Raw genomic sequence first — 17,362 nt, forward strand, 5'->3', positions numbered from 1 at the left:
CACCTTTGATTAAGCGGATAAAGTGATATAGCTAATGGTTGATTATCTACTGATTCTGGTCAGTACCATCCTGGTGAACAACTTCGTATTGGTTCAGTTCCTTGGTTTATGCCCATTCATGGGAGTGTCCAATAAACTCGAAACTGCCATGGGTATGTCACTGGCAACCACCTTCGTATTAACACTTTCTTCTGTATGCAGTTACCTAACGTACGAATTCATTCTCGAACCGCTTAATATTACCTACCTAAAAACTATTTCCTTTATTTTGGTGATTGCCGTGGTTGTGCAGTTCACTGAAATGTTCGTGCGTAAAGCCAGTCCGGTACTCTATAAGGTGTTAGGGGTATTTTTACCGCTGATCACCACCAACTGTGCGGTACTCGGTGTTGCATTACTCAACATCAAAAAAGAAAACGATTTCATTGAATCCGTATTTTACGGTTTCGGCGCAGCAGTGGGCTTTTCACTGGTATTAGTATTATTTGCAGCCATGCGTGAGCGCATTGCTGTTTCCGATGTGCCTGTGCCTTTCCAAGGCGCAGCTATTGGTATGATTACAGCCGGCCTTATGTCTCTGGCCTTTATGGGCTTCACTGGCCTAGTAACTTTATAAGGAGGCGACATGACGTTATTAACCGCTATCCTTGCCTTAGTTGGCTTAGCGCTTCTCTTTGGAGCCATTCTCGGCTTTGCCTCAATCCGCTATAAAGTGGAAGGCAATCCCATCGTCGATCAAATCGATGCTCTGCTCCCTCAAACTCAATGCGGACAATGTAGCTACCCGGGTTGTAAGCCTTACGCTGAAGCCATTGCAGGCGGTGAGAAAATTAATAAGTGTCCTCCTGGTGGTGAAACGACTATTCAAGCCTTGGCCGATTTATTAGGTGTTGAGCCAGAACCGTTGGATGCCGAACACGGTGAAGAATCCGTTACCAAAGTAGCCATCATTCGTGAAGATGAATGTATTGGCTGTACCAAATGTATTCAGGCCTGCCCGGTTGATGCCATTCTAGGCGCAGCAAAACAAATGCACACCGTGATTGCCAGCGAATGTACCGGCTGTGATCTCTGTGTAGAACCTTGCCCTGTCGATTGTATTGATATGGTGCCTGTGGCGCCTACGCTTCAAACTTGGAGCTGGGATCAACCGCCTTCTGCAGCTGACACAGTAACGACACAGAATGATCATCTAATTATTACGGATAAAGGCCGAGGAGAAGCTGCCTAATGAGTCAAGCAATAAAACTCTGGGATATCCACGGCGGCATTCATCCAGCAGAAAATAAAGAGCAATCATCTCAAAAGCCGATTCGCCAGGCAGCCTTGCCAAAGAAACTGTATCTGCCACTGCAACAACATATTGGTAGCCCATCGGAGCTATCTATCAAGGTTGGCGATAAAGTACTGAAAGGCCAACGCATTGCAGAAGCGAATGGTTTCATCAGTGCTTCATTGCACGCACCAACCTCAGGTACTGTGGTTGCGATTGAAAATCGCGCGATTCCACACCCTTCCGGTCTGTCCGCTGAAACTCTGATCATCGAGACCGACGGTGAAGAAACTTGGTGTGAACGTGAAATCATTGAGGATTATCGTCACACCGATCCAAAAGTATTACTAAACCATATCCGTAATCATGGCATTACTGGTATGGGCGGTGCAGGCTTCCCGACATCAGTGAAACTGACCGCGAAAGATGATGATCACATCGACACCTTAATCATTAATGGTGCTGAGTGTGAGCCTTACATCACCGCCGATCACCTGCTTATGCGGGAACGCGCCGATCAAATCATTGAAGGCATTGGCATTCTTGGCCACATCCTAAAACCTCGCCGCTGCATTATCGGCGTTGAGGATAACAAGATGGATGCAGTAGAAGCGTTAAAAGCTTCCGTTCAATCTCACCCGAATACCTTGCCATTTGAAGTGGTAGTTGCGGCTATTCCAACCAAATACCCATCCGGTGGTGAGAAACAATTGATTCAAATTCTTACGGGTAAAGAAGTACCTCACGGTGGTATTCCCGCCGACCTAGGCATTGTGTGTCAAAACGTCGGAACCGTTGCTGCGGTGAGTAAAGCCGTTTTACAAGGCGAACCTCTGATCAGCCGAATTACCACAGTGACCGGTAATGCTGTCGCTGATAAAGGCAATTTCGAAACCTTAATCGGTACTTCCATAGCAGACCTACTGTATCAGTGCGGTTTGGACGAAGACGATCTGCACCGCTTACTCATGGGCGGGCCAATGATGGGCTTCGCATTACAGACCACTGATCTGCCAGTGATTAAAACCACTAACTGTATTCTTGCAGCCACAGAAGCAGAATTCCCGAACCCAGCAACCGTCCAAGACTGTATTCGTTGCGGTATGTGTGCCGAAGCCTGTCCTGCTGAGCTTCTTCCACAACAGCTGTATTGGTTCTCTCGCGCTAAAGAGTTTGATAAAGCCAAACACTTTAACTTGTTTGATTGTATTGAATGCGGCGCCTGTTCGTTTGTCTGCCCTAGTCATATTCCACTGGTTCAATATTTCCGTTTTGCCAAAGGCGGAATTCGCACGGAAGAGCAAGCACACATCAAATCAGATCGCGCAAAAATGCGTTTCGAAGCCAGACAAGAGCGCTTGGCTAAAGAAGAGGCTGAAAAAGAAGCACGCCGTAAAGCTCGTGCTGACGCAGCTGCAAAAGCCAAAGCGGAAAAAGAAAAAGCCGCCGCACAAGCAGAAGCAACACCCTCCGATAACGCCGAAGACGATAAGAAAGCCGCGATTGCAGCTGCGGTGGCCAGAGCCAAAACCAAAAAAGGTGCCGATGCATCAGCGCCGAGCGTTGATCTAAAAGCCTTAAAGGTAGAGTCGTCTCAGGCTCGCGCTGCGTATTTAAAAGCTCAACGTACGTTGGATGCCGCCAAAGAAGCGAGTGAAGTAACCCCGGAACAAATTGCCGAACAAGAAGCGGACATCGCTAAGCTGAAAAAAGCATACGACGATGCCAAAGCCAAGATGGATTCAGCACGTAGCGGTGGTTCGACACCCGCTGCACCTGCGGAATCTAACGGCCCTGACCTGAAAGCCTTGAAAGTTGCCTCCTCGCAGGCCCGTGCTGCCCATTTAAAAGCTCAACGAGCATTGGATGCAGCGAAAGAAGCTGGTGAGCTTTCAGAGGAAGAAGTAAAAGCTCAAGAAGCTGAAGTGGCGAAACTACTCACCGCTTATGAAGACTCGAAGAAAGCACTGGATGACGCCAAGTCTGGAAATGCACCTTCAGCTGAAGCATCGGCAAACACCGCTGACACTCAGCCAGCCGTTGATGTTAAGGCGTTAAAGGTTGCCTCTTCACAAGCACGAGCAGCTCACCTCAAAGCACAGCGCGCATTCGACGCCGCTAAAGAAGCGGGCGAACTTTCAGCTGAAGAAGTCAAAGCACAGGAAGCCGAAGTAGCCAAGTTGCAGGCCACCTATGAAGCGGCTAAGAAAGCCTTGGATGATGCAAAGAATGGCGTCACGGCTTCAAGCAAAGAACAAGCAGTATCAAGCAAAGCTCAAGTCACGGATGCACCTGCGACCAAAACGCTCGATCAGAAATACAAAGAGATGAAGGTACAAGCATCTCAAGCCCGTGCCGCAGCAAAACAAGCACAAAAAGCGGTCGATGAAGCCAAAGAAGCAGGCCAAACGGCTGACGTAATCAAAGCACTGGAAGATACCCTAGCCGAAGCCGTTCAAAACTACGAGAAGCTCAATGCCAAGAAGTTAGTGCTTCAGGAAAAGGTCAAACTTCAGAAAGAAGCACCTGCAGCTAAATCGAACAGTTCTGAACCAGCCGAGGTAGCAGAAACAATCACTGAAACCAAAATCGAAGAAGACCCGGCACAAAAAGCTAAAGAACTAAAAGTGGCCGCGTCTCAAGCTAAGGCAGCATGGCGTAAACTGGAACGAGAGCTGAGCTCGGCACAAGAAGCCGGTGGCGACACCTCGGCTCTTGAAACACAAGTTGCTGAAGCAAAAGAAAAATATGATCAGGCCAATGAAGCGAAAACGGCTGCAATGGACGCCCTGAAAGGATAATTACCCTATGTCATTATTGAGCATCACTTCCCCTCATATGAATAAATCCAACGTGCGTAGCGTTGGATGGGTAATGACCCAGGTAATTCTGGCGACTGTACCTGCCATTTTGGCGATGACCTGGTATTTTGGCTGGGGCACGCTGATCAACATTAGCTTGGCCGTTATCGTTGCCCTACTTTCTGAAGCCTTTGCATTAAAACTTCGTAAGCGCCCAATGAGCTTCTATTTAAAAGACGGCTCAGCCATCGTTACCGCATTGTTACTTGCCTTGGCCTTGCCGACCTTCGCTCCATGGTGGTTAACCACGGTCGGGGTGGCTTTCGCAATTATTGTGGCTAAACACATGTATGGCGGCATGGGTTATAACCCATTTAACCCGGCTATGGTCGCGTATGCTTTGCTACTGGTTTCCTTCCCTGTGGATATGACCCAATGGTCTTTCCCAAATCACAGTTTTGTCTTGAGCTTCTCTGATACCTTTAGCCATATCTTTGGCTTATCTGTAGCCCACGATGGCTTAACCAGTGCGACGCCACTTGATGCTATGAAGCACAGTGCCGGTCAAACCTTGAACGAATTATTCGCATCGAAAGCCGCCCTACAGCCAGAAACGTTCGAAGCCTATCAAGTAGTTTCAGTGGCCTTCCTGTTAGGAGGCATTTACTTACTGGCACGTAAAATCTACACCTGGCATGCGCCAATTGGCATGTTAGCGGGAATCGCAGTGATTGCGACCATTTTCCAAATTATTGACCCTGACAGCTATGCACCAGCCAGCTTCCATTTATTAACCGGCGCGACCATGTTGGGTGCCTTCTTCATTGTGACCGACCCGGTCACCAGCGCGACCAGCACAAAGGGCCGCTTAATCTTTGGTATTGGCGTTGGCATTTTGGTGTATTTGATCCGCACCTTTGGTAATTACCCTGACGCGGTAGCATTTGCCGTGTTACTGATGAACTTTGCATCGCCGTTTCTTGATCAGTACACCCAACCTCGAACCTATGGTCACCGCAAAGCGCGCTCCGGCCTGCCAAAGAAGAAGGATTAATCCATGGATTCGTTGTTAATTGCTATTCGTAAAAACGCTATAGGTTTAGCCATATTCGCGGCAGTCACCGCCGGACTGATCGCCGTCATTCAAGTAACGACCAAAGAAACCATTAGCCACAATATTCAACAAGCTCGCGTAAAAGCACTGCACGAAATTCTGCCTCGTGATCAACACGATAATGATTTGCTTGAAGATGCTTTCTGGGTCAACGGTAAGGCGTTAGGACTTACTCACCCGACAGAGGCTTTTATTGCTAGGAAAGACAACCAAGCAGCGGTCTTCTTTTTCCCAGTGAAAGCACTCGAAGGATATACTGGCCCGATCAGCTTGGTAGTAGGCGTTAAACGCTCAGGAGAGCTGGCAGGTATTCGCGTCCTTCAGCATCAGGAAACACCGGGATTGGGTGACCAAATCGAGCTAAAGAAATCTGACTGGGTTCTGACCTTCAACGGTCGTTCTCTTAACAACCCTGAAGACTCCGGCTGGAAAGTTAAAAAAGACGGCGGTCAATTTGACCAGTTCACTGGTGCAACCATTACACCGCGAACCATCGTTAAAGCAGTCCATCAAACACTGAAAGCCTTCAAACAAAATAAACACCGTCTAATGAACATAGAAACACATCAAAGTATCGAAGGTGCAGAACCTGCGAATGTATTTGAAATGACCTATGATCCAGACTTAGATTCTGCTGGCTCACAAAGCACCAAAGGAGAATAACCATGACAGACATGAAAAAAATCGTGGTCGATGGCCTTTGGAAAAATAACCCGGCCACAGTTCAACTTTTAGGTCTTTGTCCGCTGTTGGCGGTAACAGGCTCGGTAGTTAACGCACTAGGTTTGGGCCTTGCAACTATTCTGGTTTTGGTCGGCTCTAACTTATCCGTTTCGCTGATTCGAAACTATGTCTCGGAAGCAGTTCGTCTTCCTGCATTCGTAATGATCATTGCCTCCTTCACCACGTCTGTAGAGCTTCTGATGCAAGCGTTCACTTACGAGCTCTATCAGATTCTAGGTATTTTTATCCCATTGATCGTAACCAACTGTGCCATTCTAGGCCGTGCTGATGCTTTTGCCTGTAAGAACCCGGTTCTGCCTTCTGTGATCGACGGTTTGATGATGGGCTTAGGCTTCACCGGCATCTTGATCTTATTAGGTGCAATGCGTGAAATCATCGGTCTGGGTACCCTATTCTCAAACATGACCCTACTGTTTGGTAGCATGGCGGAGAACTGGACTGTTATCTTATTCGATGACTACAAAGGCATGCTATTCGCAATCCTACCGCCGGGAGCCTTCATTGGTTTAGGCTTGATTATCGCGGTTAAAAACATCATCGACGCGAAAATTAAAGAACGCGAAGAAGCAAATAAAGTCCACGTTGAGACCGGCTCCAAACGTGCTCGTGTGACCGGTACGATTTCTTAGTACTCTCGCTCCTAAAAATTGCGTTCTTAATAGATGACAGCTATCTGATGAATAAAGAAAAACGTACCGAGATATTTACTCGACTCAGAGATCAGAACCCAAACCCTGTAACGGAGCTGGAATACAGCTCTCCGTTTGAGTTATTGCTGGCCGTTGCCCTCTCAGCTCAAGCCACCGATGTCAGTGTTAACAAAGCCACACGCAAACTCTTTCCGGTGGCTAACACGGCTCAATCAGTTTATGAATTGGGTGTTGAAGGCTTAAGTGAGTACATCAAGACCATTGGTCTGTACAACTCCAAAGCAAAAAACGCCATCGCCATGTGCAAGATCCTGATCGAAAAATACGATGGTGAAGTACCAGAAACCCGCGAAGAGTTAGAAGCCCTACCGGGTGTTGGTCGCAAAACCGCTAACGTGGTATTGAACACCGCGTTTCGTCAAATCGCGATGGCCGTTGATACGCATATTTTTCGAGTTTCCAATCGGACAAAAATCGCTGCGGGTAAGAACGTTCGAGAAGTGGAAGATCGCCTAATTCGACTTGTCCCCAAAGACTTTTTGATGGATGCGCATCACTGGCTGATTCTTCATGGCCGATACGTGTGTACCGCACGCAAACCTAAGTGCACTGCCTGCATCATTGAAGATTTATGTGAATTCAAAGAAAAGACGAGTGAATAAGTTTCTACTGAGTTTATTCGTTCTTTTTCCTATACTCATTCAGCAATTTAAGCCTGAGCATCAACCCAGAAGCTAATTTCCCAAAAATCAGTCTACTTGAGAGTTACACATGCGAATTCTTCACACCATGCTGCGCGTTGGCGACCTTGATCGTTCCATTGAGTTTTACACTAATGTTTTGGGCATGAACCTGATCCGTCGATCTGACAATGAACAATACAAATACACCTTGGCTTTTGTAGGCTATGGCAATGAGAAAGACGGCGCAGTCATTGAGCTAACCTACAACTGGGGTGTCAGTGATTATGAGCATGGTGGCGCGTTCGGCCATATTGCCATCGAAACTGACGATATCTATGCCACCTGTGATGCCATCAAAGCCAAAGGCGGGACCGTGACACGCGAACCAGGCCCGGTGAAAGGCGGCACCACCGTTATTGCTTTTGTAAAAGATCCAGACGGTTACAGCATCGAATTGATCAATAAGAAAGATGCAGGACAAGGGCTCGGTTAAGACAGTGTCTAAACATTCTAAACATAAGACGTCGTCTCAACCTAAAGCTGCACTCCACCCCAGAAACCCGCATTCCGGGCGCTACGATTTAAACGCGTTATGCCAAGTAAAACCTGAGCTAAAGAACTACCTAAAGCTCAACCCTCGAGGTGAGCAAACTGTCGATTTTGGCGACGATCAAGCGGTCAAGTGTCTGAATGCGGCGTTGCTAAAGCATCATTATCACATTGAGTTTTGGGATATTCCCAAAGGCTACTTGTGCCCACCGATTCCAGGTCGGGCTGACTACATTCACCATCTGGCCGATTTACTGAGTGAATCCAATCAAGGTAATTTACCGACAGGCAAACACATTCACGGTCTCGACATAGGCACTGGTGCCAACGTAATTTATCCGCTTCTGGCTCATAAAAGTTATGGTTGGAAAATGACAGCCAGTGATATTGAAAAACCATCACTGGCATCCGCCGAAGCAATCCTTAAAGCCAATCAACTGCACAAATCCATTAAGCTGAAACACCAAGCTAACAAAGCTCATATTTTTGAAGGCGTTATTTCGGACACAGATCGCTTTCACTTTACGCTGTGTAATCCTCCTTTCCATACATCCGCACAAGAAGCGGCTGACGGCACGGATCGTAAATTACGTAATCTCAAGAAAAGCGCGATCAAGCAACAGGATCAAAAACCATCGACTCGCTTAAACTTTGGCGGACAACACAATGAGCTTTGGTGCGAAGGCGGTGAAGTCGGTTTCATCAAACAGATGATTAGAGAAAGTGTTCAATTTCAGAATCAATGCCTGTGGTTTACCTCATTAGTGGCTAAGAAAGAGCATTTACCCGCCATTCACAGGGCATTGAAGAAACACAAAGTTGCTTACTTTAGAGAAGTAAAAATGGCGCAAGGCAATAAAATCAGCCGTTTCATCGCTTGGACATTTCACCCAAAATCAGAACAGATCCATTGGTTTAGAGATCACTAGAGAGTCTCTGAATAGATAAAATTCGTAGGAAATTAGGGAAGTCCCGGCTTTCTTTGTATAATCCTGAAAAATAAGCATTTATCTTTTACGTTATTCACTTCCAACCTTGAAACGGCATTGCATGTCCAATACTACTGTATCTGTAACGACTGAAGCATCAGACTCGAAATCACCAAAAACCAAAGGTAATACCTACCATCACGGTGATTTAAAAGCGTCTCTTATTACTGCCGCCAGAACCATTCTTCAACGCGATGGTGCAGATGCGTTATCCCTACGCTCCATTGCGGCCGAAGTTGGTGTATCCCACATGGCGCCCTATTCTCACTTCAAGAATAAGAAAGAGTTGATTCAGGCAATCACTGCAGACGGTTTTCGCTCGTTAGCCACAGCGATGGAACAAGACAGTCAAGGTTTGCAGAAACCGGAAGAATTGATATTGGCTTATGGCACATCCTACTTGGAATTCGCGGTAAACAACCCTCAGTTGTATCGGATTATGTTAGGCCAGGTGGACTCACAAGGTCGCAGAAATCGAAAGGAAAACCCAAGCCAAGCACTTGAGCCAAAACTCTCTATTGAGCAGGACGGTTTCAGTGAAGGCCCTTATGCCTTGCTAAAGAATGCCTTTGCCAGCGTATATCAAGACGAAACAATGATTAAAGCACAGGCCATTGGCGCCTGGTCTATCGTTCATGGCATGGCGGCATTGATTATCGAAGGCCATATCGACATACCGGAAGGTACTAGCTTAAAACAGTTCTTGGCCAAGGCGGCGCTTCGTGCCAGCCCCAACATTGAATTGATTTAGTAACTAAGGGAGAGAACTCTCCCTTCACAAGATCATGATCGCAGTGTTAGTTAATCGCGATCAATTCCACATCAAAGATCAGTAGCGATCCACCAGGAATGGCACCGACCGGGCGATCCCCATAAGCCAAGTGACTCGGGATGCTCAAACGTGCTTTCTCACCCACCACCATTTTTTGAAGCCCTTCTGTCCAACCAGGAATCACTTGATTCAGAAAGAAGTCGATGGTCTGGCCACGATCCACAGAGCTGTCGAAGACCGTGCCGTCGATCAACGTACCGTGGTAATGTACTGTCACTTTATTAGTAACGGAAGGATGTTCTGTCCCCGTGCCTTTACGCAAAACCTGATACAACATACCAGATTCTGTTTGTTCAACGTTTGAATCGTTCTTATGAAGGTCTATGTATTCCTGCCCTTTTTGAATATTAATCTGAGCTTGCTTCTTAGCGTTCTGGAATCGTCGGGTAAACATAAAGACCAAAAAGACAGTGACGACAATCACAAGTAAATTCATCATAAGGAAGGCTCCCGACGCTAATAGCTAGTAATACAACAAAAATTACGGAAGCCGCATTGTATAGAACTAATGACTTCAGGGAAATGACATTGTCCGACAAAAGGGTTGAGACAAAAAAGCCAACACAGATGATTACTACCTTATCTGTGTTGGCTAAAAAATACTGACTAAAAGGTGCTGCTTGAAACAGCACGGGAACCTTAAGAGTTACAAACCGTGAAGCCTCTGTTGTACGAGGCTACGGTAAAAAGACATCGTTAAACGACGATCTCAATGTCTTCAGTAGGAAACGCCACACACGAATGACACCAACCGTATTGGGCATCCGTCGAACGCAAATGCGCTTCCGGAGGATTAAACACCTGCCCCTTTGTGACTTTTACACGACAAAGGCTGCATTCGCCTGAGCGACACGCATTCTCGGTAGTAAAGCCGTTTCGCTCCATGCTGTTCAGCAAAGGCTCATCCACTCGCGCCTTAAATGTTCCTTTGCCTTTGATGGTGACATTTACTTCGTGCTCAGGGGCTAATCCTTCTGGCCAGCCTGCTAACGTTTCAGGGTTCTTTGGTGGCCCGTTACACTCAACACGTACTCGTTTAGCTTTTACATTCAGCAGTTCAAGTTGGGACTCACAAAACTCATGGAAGCTGGTTGGTCCACAGACATAAAACATCTTGCTTTGAACATCGCCCACCAAGTCTTCAATGACCTCCGCTTTTAGGTGACCAGTGCGGCCTTGATAACCTTCTGGCGGACGTGAAATTAACTTAGTCACTGTTAGAAACTCATGCGCCTTGTCCAAGGCTTTCAGTTCCTCATCAAAGATCACATCATCCACATAGCTTGAGCCGTAGATCAGATGGAATTTATAAGTAAGACCGCGATCAGCAATGTCTTTGATCATGCTACGCGCAGGTGCAATACCAGAACCACCTGCAAGAAACACCAAATCATTCCCATGAAAAACCGGGTTGTGATAGAAAGTCCCCATAGGCCCGGTACTCTCAAACTGATCACCCACCTTAACGCGATCCAAAAGGAAATGCGTCACATAGCCTTGTTCCACACGTTTGATCGTCAAATCGTAATAACCACGGGCCAACGGCGCGGAAGAAATGGCGTAAGGGCGTGCTGTTTCGACGCCATCAATGTTCACAAATAAATTGATGTACTGCCCGGCCTGAAAGGGTGGCAAAGGTAACCCGGTAGACACCAAACGAAAGGTTTTAGTACTTGGGGTATCTTCAATAATTTCAGCCACTTCGAGCGTCAAACGCTTAGGATGCAACTTGGCAATTGTACTTTCGACCTTACCCTTTTGCTCGGTGTAATCCGTGCCCGTTTTTTCTAATTCCGCTTTATGATCCAAGGCTTGTTGATAACCTTCGACGGCATGCAATACGTTCATTTCAGGTGAAGAGTTCGACATGATTAAGCTCCCTCTGCTTCTGTGTTTAACACTTGTTCTGATGCCTGATTTTGTTGGGCTTCGGCGTGCTTTTTCTTAACTTTCTTAACCGCCGCGCGGCCCGTACTTTCACCAATCATATAAGTTGGCTGGAAACCGCCCATCCCATTCCAGCAGCCAGCCAATAACAAGCCATCAATGGCATTCATGCGCTCGCGGAATATTGGCCCATCCTGAGTGTTCTGCTGGAAACCATAGATAGCGCCCCCGGGGGTGTTGAGATAACGCATCATAGTCAGAGGCGTGCCCACTTCGAGCTCTTCAATGTTGTCACGAATCCCAGGAAAGACTCGTTCTGCGTGTTCAATTAAGTGATCTGCAAACTCGTATTTGGTCTTGGCATAGTCTTCCGGAGGAATAGACTCCCATGGCTCTCCGTATTGCAAGCAAAGTAACGACAAGGTGGTCTTACCTTCCGGTGCAAAGCTTGGGTCTTCAAAGTTGTAACAGGTCAGCATGGTATGCATCGGCGGTGTCATGCTCTGCATGTTCTTATGTGCAACTTCCTCATCACAACTGTCGATGATGAAGGTCGATGCTGCATTCACTCCGATGTCTTGAGGCGAACAATCCAAACCAATATAAAGCACGAACGCAGAAGTCCCCAAACGACGAGACTTCATATCTTGAGCGGCTTGGATTGGCGGATGATCCGTATCCAACAATTCGTTAAAAGTATGAATCGGGCTGGAATTCGAAATTACGGAAGAACAACTGAAGGTCTCGCCATTCTCTGCAACAACAGCGGTGACCGCATCGTTTTCCGTTAAGATTTTCTTTGCTCCGCAGTTAAAACGAACTTCACCGCCCGCTTCCATAAAGGATTCCAACAAGGCGCTGGAAATTGCCTGTGAACCGCCTTTGATATGACACGGTTTGTAGGCAGCGTAGGAATAGATCATCACTGCCATATCCATGAACGGGATGTCTTTGGTCGGCATACCGATGTAACACCAGTACGCAGCAATGATGGCCTTCAACTGTTCACTTTCAAAGAACTCATCCAACACCTCTTTGGTCGATTTCAGGCCGTATTTCACATAGTTCGGACAAGATGCCTTAAGCATGCTCTCATCATTTGCCTTCATAACACGAGGCATCATCATAAAGGCTTCCAGGCAGAGGGTTTCGCAGAGCTTCATATAACGAGCGATGTTATCGGCCTCTGCAGGGAACTGGTCACTCAGAACCTCTATCAGCCCCTTCACACTGGCAGGTAAGGTCACATCAAACTCACCCGGCATCACAATGCGATACAAAGAATGCTCTTGAACCACTTCCAAGCGATCCATAATGCCAAGTTTTTGGAAGATTTGACGAAGAATAAACGGCTTGTCGTCGGTTCCCATGCCACTCAATTGGTGAAGAGCAACTTCAAATTCATAGTCACCTCGTACAAACGAAGTCGCACACCCACCAGGGATGTTATGCCTTTCTAAAAGAAGTGTGCGTGCACCGCCTCGTTGAGCAGCCACCGCGGCCGTCAAACCCGCGTTACCCGCACCAATCACGATCACATCAAAGTCGGTCATCGGTTTGCCCTCATACGTTTCTTGTTATTTTGTTTCAATCAACATGAGCAACCTTACAAAGTAAAGTTTACATTGTAAAGTTAATAATTAATGTTTCGAGTAAATAGTTTCAGGCAATAAAAATCCCGATACGAAGATCGGGATTGAAAGAGAAGAACCGAAAAGATTACGGACTAAACCAGATGAATACCGTCTTTCTCGATTTTGATGAGTTGCTGTTTATAGAGCGTTCCGATGGCTTGCTTGTAGGCATTCTTACTGCATTTAAAAACGCGCTTAATGGCGTCAGGCGAACTCTTATCACTGATGGCAATGTAACCGCCTTCTTTCTTAAGCTTTTGCAACACTTCGCCAGCTAAGCCTTCCACTTTAGCAAACCCCAGAGGCCTGAGACTGATTTCAAGCTTCTGATCCTCACGGACACGCTTGATATACGCCTTACGTTCTTGGCCGCGCTTTGGGGTTTCAAACAAATCATTGGCATAAATCAGCCCCCAATGCGTGCCATTTACAATCACTTTCAAGCCCAGATCCGACTTTTCAGCAGCAACAATAGAAACTTCATCACCTTGTTTGAAGGTATTCGTGTCATCGATATCTTCTAAAAAACGATCCAGCTTGGTAGAAGCCGCAATACGTTCGGAATTATCGAGATAAACTCGCACTAACGCCTGTCCACCTTTTTTCAGGGTATGTCGTTGTTCACTGAAAGGCACAAACAAATCTTTCGACAGGCCCCAATCCAAAAAACAGCCGTGGCGATTTTCATCCACCACATTCAAGTAAGCAAATTCGCCGACCTGAACCTTTGGGGTTTCTGTCGTAGCAATAAGTCGATCTTCGCTATCGCAGTAAATAAATACGCGAAGCACATCGCCTACCTGTTCATCCCCTTGCAAATATTGTTTCGGCAAGAGGATTTCACCGAATTCACCACCATCCAACTGCAACCCTCGGGGTAGCTGACTTAATACAGGTAAATCATTGTATCGACCAATCTGAATCATGATATTGCTCACTTATTTAAACAGGCAGCATTATAGCCGAGGGCAGCCATTCGCTAAAGAAAACAGAAATTAAAGAATATCGGTCAGAATCACACCAAGACCGAATCGATGAACCTTGTGATCGTAATCAATCAAACTCTCACCATAGCCATGAAAATATTGAGCAAACCCACGCAAACGCCCCCAGAGTGGAAAGCTTAAACCCGTTTCTACTGCACCAAAGCCCGTTGCCCAGTTGTATCGGAAGCCACCGGTAAATTCGTAATCTTCATCTAATCGATACACGCCATGAACTTCGTAATAACCCATGTACTTATTGATGTCTGGGTTGTCGTCACCTTCCGGATCATCGTCGTTTTCTTTTTCGTCCTCAGGAATTCGATACCAAGGCTGGATATAAACGCCCCAATCATTCTTGGCAAACCCAAGTCCGGCAAAGACACGGTTCCAACTTCGACTTAAATCACCACCTCGTCCATTCGACTCGTGTTCAATACCAATACGAGTAAGTAATGTCCCACCCCATAGCGAGGCAGGAATGGGCGCTTCGTAATAAATTTCAGGTCGATAGTTGGTTTCACGAAACGGCGAAGAAATATCCGAAGCATAGAATTGCCAGAACGATTTCAGCGTAAAACCAAAGTAAATGGTGTCATTAGGAACCAATAAGCTGGAATAACTCAATGGCACTTTCAAACTGAGCTGTAATTTAACTTCTTCATTTTCAATGGGGTTTTCAACGCCAGGATAAAAATCCACGCCCTCATAAGCGTCCTGATTGGGTGAATCCATGTAACTAAACGGAAGAATATAGTTCTGTCTGTGCGCCGTGATGATGAAGCGATTATCTTCAGTGGCCTTCTCAACCACAATACGTTTCGGCACTTCCACTTCATTCATGGTTTCCAGACGTAAACAATTGTCTTTGATTTCTTGAACCGTAACCCCTTCCCCTGCAATGTCTACGCTTCTCAGAATACAAAGATTGTATCTTTCATCGCTGGAAAGGCTCTCCAGATCGGGTTCTTCAGTGGCAGCAAAACCAATGCTGGCACACACTGTTGCAGAATAGGCCAGTAGCCACTTACTAAAAGATCGACCAAGAAATACACGACTCTTGTTGTGGCGGGGAATAATCACATTACGCTCCTTGTACGCACAGTTCGTAGCTTTCCACTATAGGACAATCTTTGTAAGCCTTATCCTACAAAGCATCAGAGAAACTTGATTCTTAACTCATTCAATCTAATCTGAAATTTAAATGCATAGTAACACTAGAGAACCCCTGAACAAGTCCCTCTCTGCTCTGGGTTCCCTAAAGAGTCAGTCTTTTATGACGTTAAATAAAAAACTACTCGATTATAAGCAGTGAGATTTGGAGGACGTTGTGAAAGTTTCCCATAAAGTCGGCGGGATATCCGCCATCATATTATTAACTGTAATCACCATCCTCTCCTGGTCTCAGTACCTCACCGTCAGTAACAGCCTCTATCAGAAAACCGAAAACTCGATTAACGAAATCAGTTCAGCCTTAGCACATCAGATCGCTAATTGGCTTAATGGTAAGTTAAACCTGGTCAATCAAATGGCTCAAACCATCGATGCCGATTTCAGTAAAGAACGTATTCAAGAAGTGTTTGATCAATCGATTTTAAAAGAAGAATTCCTCTTGATCTTCGGCGGCTTAGACACAGACGGAAAAGCCATCACCAATGACACCAGCTGGAACCCTTCTGGTTGGGATGCGCGAAAACGGCCTTGGTATCAAGTGGCCAGAAATGCCAACGGCAAAGCCGTATTAACCGAACCCTATGCAGACGCCAGTACCAAAGAAATTCTTATTTCTGTAGTAGCAAACTTCAGCGACAGAGGTTCGTTTAAAGGCGCATTCGGTGGTGACTTGAGCCTGAAAACAGTGTCAGACTCGGTCAATACCGTCACCTTTAATGATTCCGGTTATGCCTTTTTGTTGACGAATAAAGGCGTGATCATTAGCCACCCCAATGCCGAGTTGAACGGCAAACCCATTTCAAAACTCTTCACAAATAACACGCCGAAACTAACGTCCGAATTACAAACCATGGACATTGATGGCACGTCGGTGTTTACCTCCTATCACCCACTCAGCAACCTGAAAGGCAGTGACTGGATGATTGGAGTGGTCGTTGAAGAAGACATCATCATGGCAGATGCTGCGGCAGTGGGTTGGCGAGCATTCTTTGCGGCCATCATTGGTGTGGTCGCCAGTACCCTGATCCTACTCGTGGTAATGACCAAAGTACTGAAACCATTGCAATTGCTCTATGAATCGTTACTAGAAATTAACCGTGGTGAAGGGGATTTAACGAAGCGGCTTCCCATTGTCAGTAAAGATGAGTTTGGTGATGTATCCATTCAATTCAATCAATTTGTTGAGCACTTACAACAGCTCATCATTAAAATTAAAGACTTGTCGTCCGGGGTAAGAAACAGTACCAATTCCACAGCCGAAGCCGCAGCCGAAGCGTCGGAATGTTTGCAACGACAGCTTTCTGAACTGGACCAACTGGCAACCGCTATGGCCGAAATGTCATCCACAGCCCATGACGTTGCAGACAACGCTCAGCGTGGAGCCGACAGTGCGCAAACTGCGTTAGAAGCAGCTCAAACCGGTGCCGGCATTGTTCAGAAAACCACCACCTCCATCAATCAGCTTTCCAGCGATATGGACGATGCGGTCAAAACCATTACTAACTTAGCCGAATACAGTAACAACATTGAATCGATTCTATCGGTTATTACCGGCATTGCTGAACAAACCAATCTGCTTGCGTTAAACGCAGCCATTGAGGCGGCACGAGCGGGTGAACAAGGACGTGGCTTCGCAGTGGTTGCTGATGAAGTTCGCGCGTTAGCCTCTCGTACTCAAGAATCTACCGAAGAAATTCAGAACATGATTAATCAACTGCAAACCGGAGTGAAACAGGCCGAGCAAACCATTAATCACAGTCAGCAAATGGCAAACGATACTCAAGAAGTGTCAGCCAAAGCCAACGATGCGTTGGAGTCGATCAGTCAGGCCATCTCTGAGATTTCAGACATGACCATCCAAATTGCTGCGGCGGCAGAAGAGCAAAGTGCAACCACAGAAGAAATTAACCGCAACACCACCAACATTCGCGACATCAGCCAAAGCGTTGCAGACGGTGCCGAAGAACAAACCGCACACTGTCAGGACATGGTGGAAAAAGCGAGTCAGCAAGAAGATCACCTCAGTGTTTTCAAGGTCTAACACAACGAA

Annotated in this window: 16 protein-coding genes; 11 read left to right on the plus strand and 5 right to left on the minus strand. The window is 46.5% G+C overall.

Translation table 11 applies throughout. The features are described 5' to 3' along the window. The first annotated feature begins 34 nt into the window (after positions 1-34). From rsxA to ACFOEK_RS03665, 10 genes are all read left to right on the plus strand, one after another. On the plus strand, positions 35-616 hold the full coding sequence (gene rsxA / locus ACFOEK_RS03620; RefSeq protein WP_386716300.1) for an electron transport complex subunit RsxA: 582 nt from the start codon (positions 35-37) through the stop codon (positions 614-616). A gap of 9 nt (positions 617-625) precedes the next feature. Further along, positions 626-1,231, plus strand: coding sequence for an electron transport complex subunit RsxB (rsxB, locus tag ACFOEK_RS03625; protein ID WP_386716303.1), 606 nt, complete (start codon positions 626-628; stop codon positions 1,229-1,231). Next, the gene (gene rsxC / locus ACFOEK_RS03630) at positions 1,231-4,074 is read left to right on the plus strand and encodes an electron transport complex subunit RsxC (protein ID WP_386716306.1); all 2,844 of its coding nucleotides are present in this window, start codon (positions 1,231-1,233) and stop codon (positions 4,072-4,074) included. Before rsxB ends, rsxC begins: the two co-directional genes overlap by 1 nt. A 7-nt stretch (positions 4,075-4,081) precedes the next feature. Further along, a complete protein-coding gene (rsxD, locus tag ACFOEK_RS03635; RefSeq protein ID WP_386716309.1) occupies positions 4,082-5,128 on the plus strand; it encodes an electron transport complex subunit RsxD in 1,047 nt (348 codons plus the stop codon). 3 nt (positions 5,129-5,131) lie between these two features. After that, complete coding sequence (gene rsxG / locus ACFOEK_RS03640) at positions 5,132-5,851, plus strand: electron transport complex subunit RsxG (RefSeq protein WP_386716312.1); 720 nt, start codon at positions 5,132-5,134, stop codon at positions 5,849-5,851. Between the two features lie 2 nt (positions 5,852-5,853). Then, positions 5,854-6,561, plus strand: coding sequence for an electron transport complex subunit E (locus ACFOEK_RS03645; protein ID WP_386716315.1), 708 nt, complete (start codon positions 5,854-5,856; stop codon positions 6,559-6,561). A gap of 47 nt (positions 6,562-6,608) precedes the next feature. Beyond that, the gene (gene nth / locus ACFOEK_RS03650; protein WP_386716318.1) at positions 6,609-7,244 is read left to right on the plus strand and encodes an endonuclease III; all 636 of its coding nucleotides are present in this window, start codon (positions 6,609-6,611) and stop codon (positions 7,242-7,244) included. 109 nt (positions 7,245-7,353) lie between these two features. Further along, the gene (gene gloA, locus ACFOEK_RS03655; RefSeq protein ID WP_386716320.1) at positions 7,354-7,758 is read left to right on the plus strand and encodes a lactoylglutathione lyase; all 405 of its coding nucleotides are present in this window, start codon (positions 7,354-7,356) and stop codon (positions 7,756-7,758) included. A 4-nt stretch (positions 7,759-7,762) separates the two neighbouring features. Continuing rightward, positions 7,763-8,743, plus strand: coding sequence for a 23S rRNA (adenine(1618)-N(6))-methyltransferase RlmF (gene rlmF, locus ACFOEK_RS03660; protein ID WP_386716323.1), 981 nt, complete (start codon positions 7,763-7,765; stop codon positions 8,741-8,743). Positions 8,744-8,864: 121 nt separating this feature from the next. Then, a complete protein-coding gene (locus ACFOEK_RS03665) occupies positions 8,865-9,554 on the plus strand; it encodes a TetR/AcrR family transcriptional regulator (RefSeq protein ID WP_386716326.1) in 690 nt (229 codons plus the stop codon). Between the two features lie 46 nt (positions 9,555-9,600). On the opposite strand, the gene ACFOEK_RS03670 is transcribed toward ACFOEK_RS03665, so the two are convergent. From ACFOEK_RS03670 to ACFOEK_RS03690, 5 genes are all read right to left on the minus strand, one after another. Beyond that, positions 9,601-10,074, minus strand: coding sequence for an FKBP-type peptidyl-prolyl cis-trans isomerase (locus ACFOEK_RS03670; protein WP_386716329.1), 474 nt, complete (start codon positions 10,072-10,074; stop codon positions 9,601-9,603). 257 nt (positions 10,075-10,331) lie between these two features. Continuing rightward, on the minus strand, positions 10,332-11,504 hold the full coding sequence (locus tag ACFOEK_RS03675) for an FAD-binding oxidoreductase (protein ID WP_386716332.1): 1,173 nt from the start codon (positions 11,502-11,504) through the stop codon (positions 10,332-10,334). Between the two features lie 2 nt (positions 11,505-11,506). Continuing rightward, on the minus strand, positions 11,507-13,075 hold the full coding sequence (locus tag ACFOEK_RS03680; RefSeq protein WP_386716335.1) for a phytoene desaturase family protein: 1,569 nt from the start codon (positions 13,073-13,075) through the stop codon (positions 11,507-11,509). A gap of 173 nt (positions 13,076-13,248) precedes the next feature. After that, positions 13,249-14,082 (minus strand): CvfB family protein, encoded by an 834-nt coding sequence (locus ACFOEK_RS03685; RefSeq protein ID WP_386716338.1) that lies wholly within the window; start codon positions 14,080-14,082, stop codon positions 13,249-13,251. A 69-nt stretch (positions 14,083-14,151) separates the two neighbouring features. Next, on the minus strand, positions 14,152-15,222 hold the full coding sequence (locus ACFOEK_RS03690; protein ID WP_386716341.1) for a phospholipase A: 1,071 nt from the start codon (positions 15,220-15,222) through the stop codon (positions 14,152-14,154). Positions 15,223-15,469: 247 nt separating this feature from the next. Here ACFOEK_RS03690 and ACFOEK_RS03695 point away from each other — a divergent pair, with 247 nt between their 5' ends. Continuing rightward, positions 15,470-17,353 carry a methyl-accepting chemotaxis protein gene (locus tag ACFOEK_RS03695; protein ID WP_386716344.1) on the plus strand — a complete coding sequence of 628 codons (1,884 nt, stop codon included), beginning with the start codon at positions 15,470-15,472 and terminating at the stop codon, positions 17,351-17,353. The last annotated feature ends 9 nt before the right edge of the window (positions 17,354-17,362 follow it).

The organism is Litoribrevibacter euphylliae (assembly GCF_042646085.1).
GTDB classification, from domain to species: Bacteria; Pseudomonadota; Gammaproteobacteria; order Pseudomonadales; family Litoribrevibacteraceae; genus Litoribrevibacter; species Litoribrevibacter euphylliae.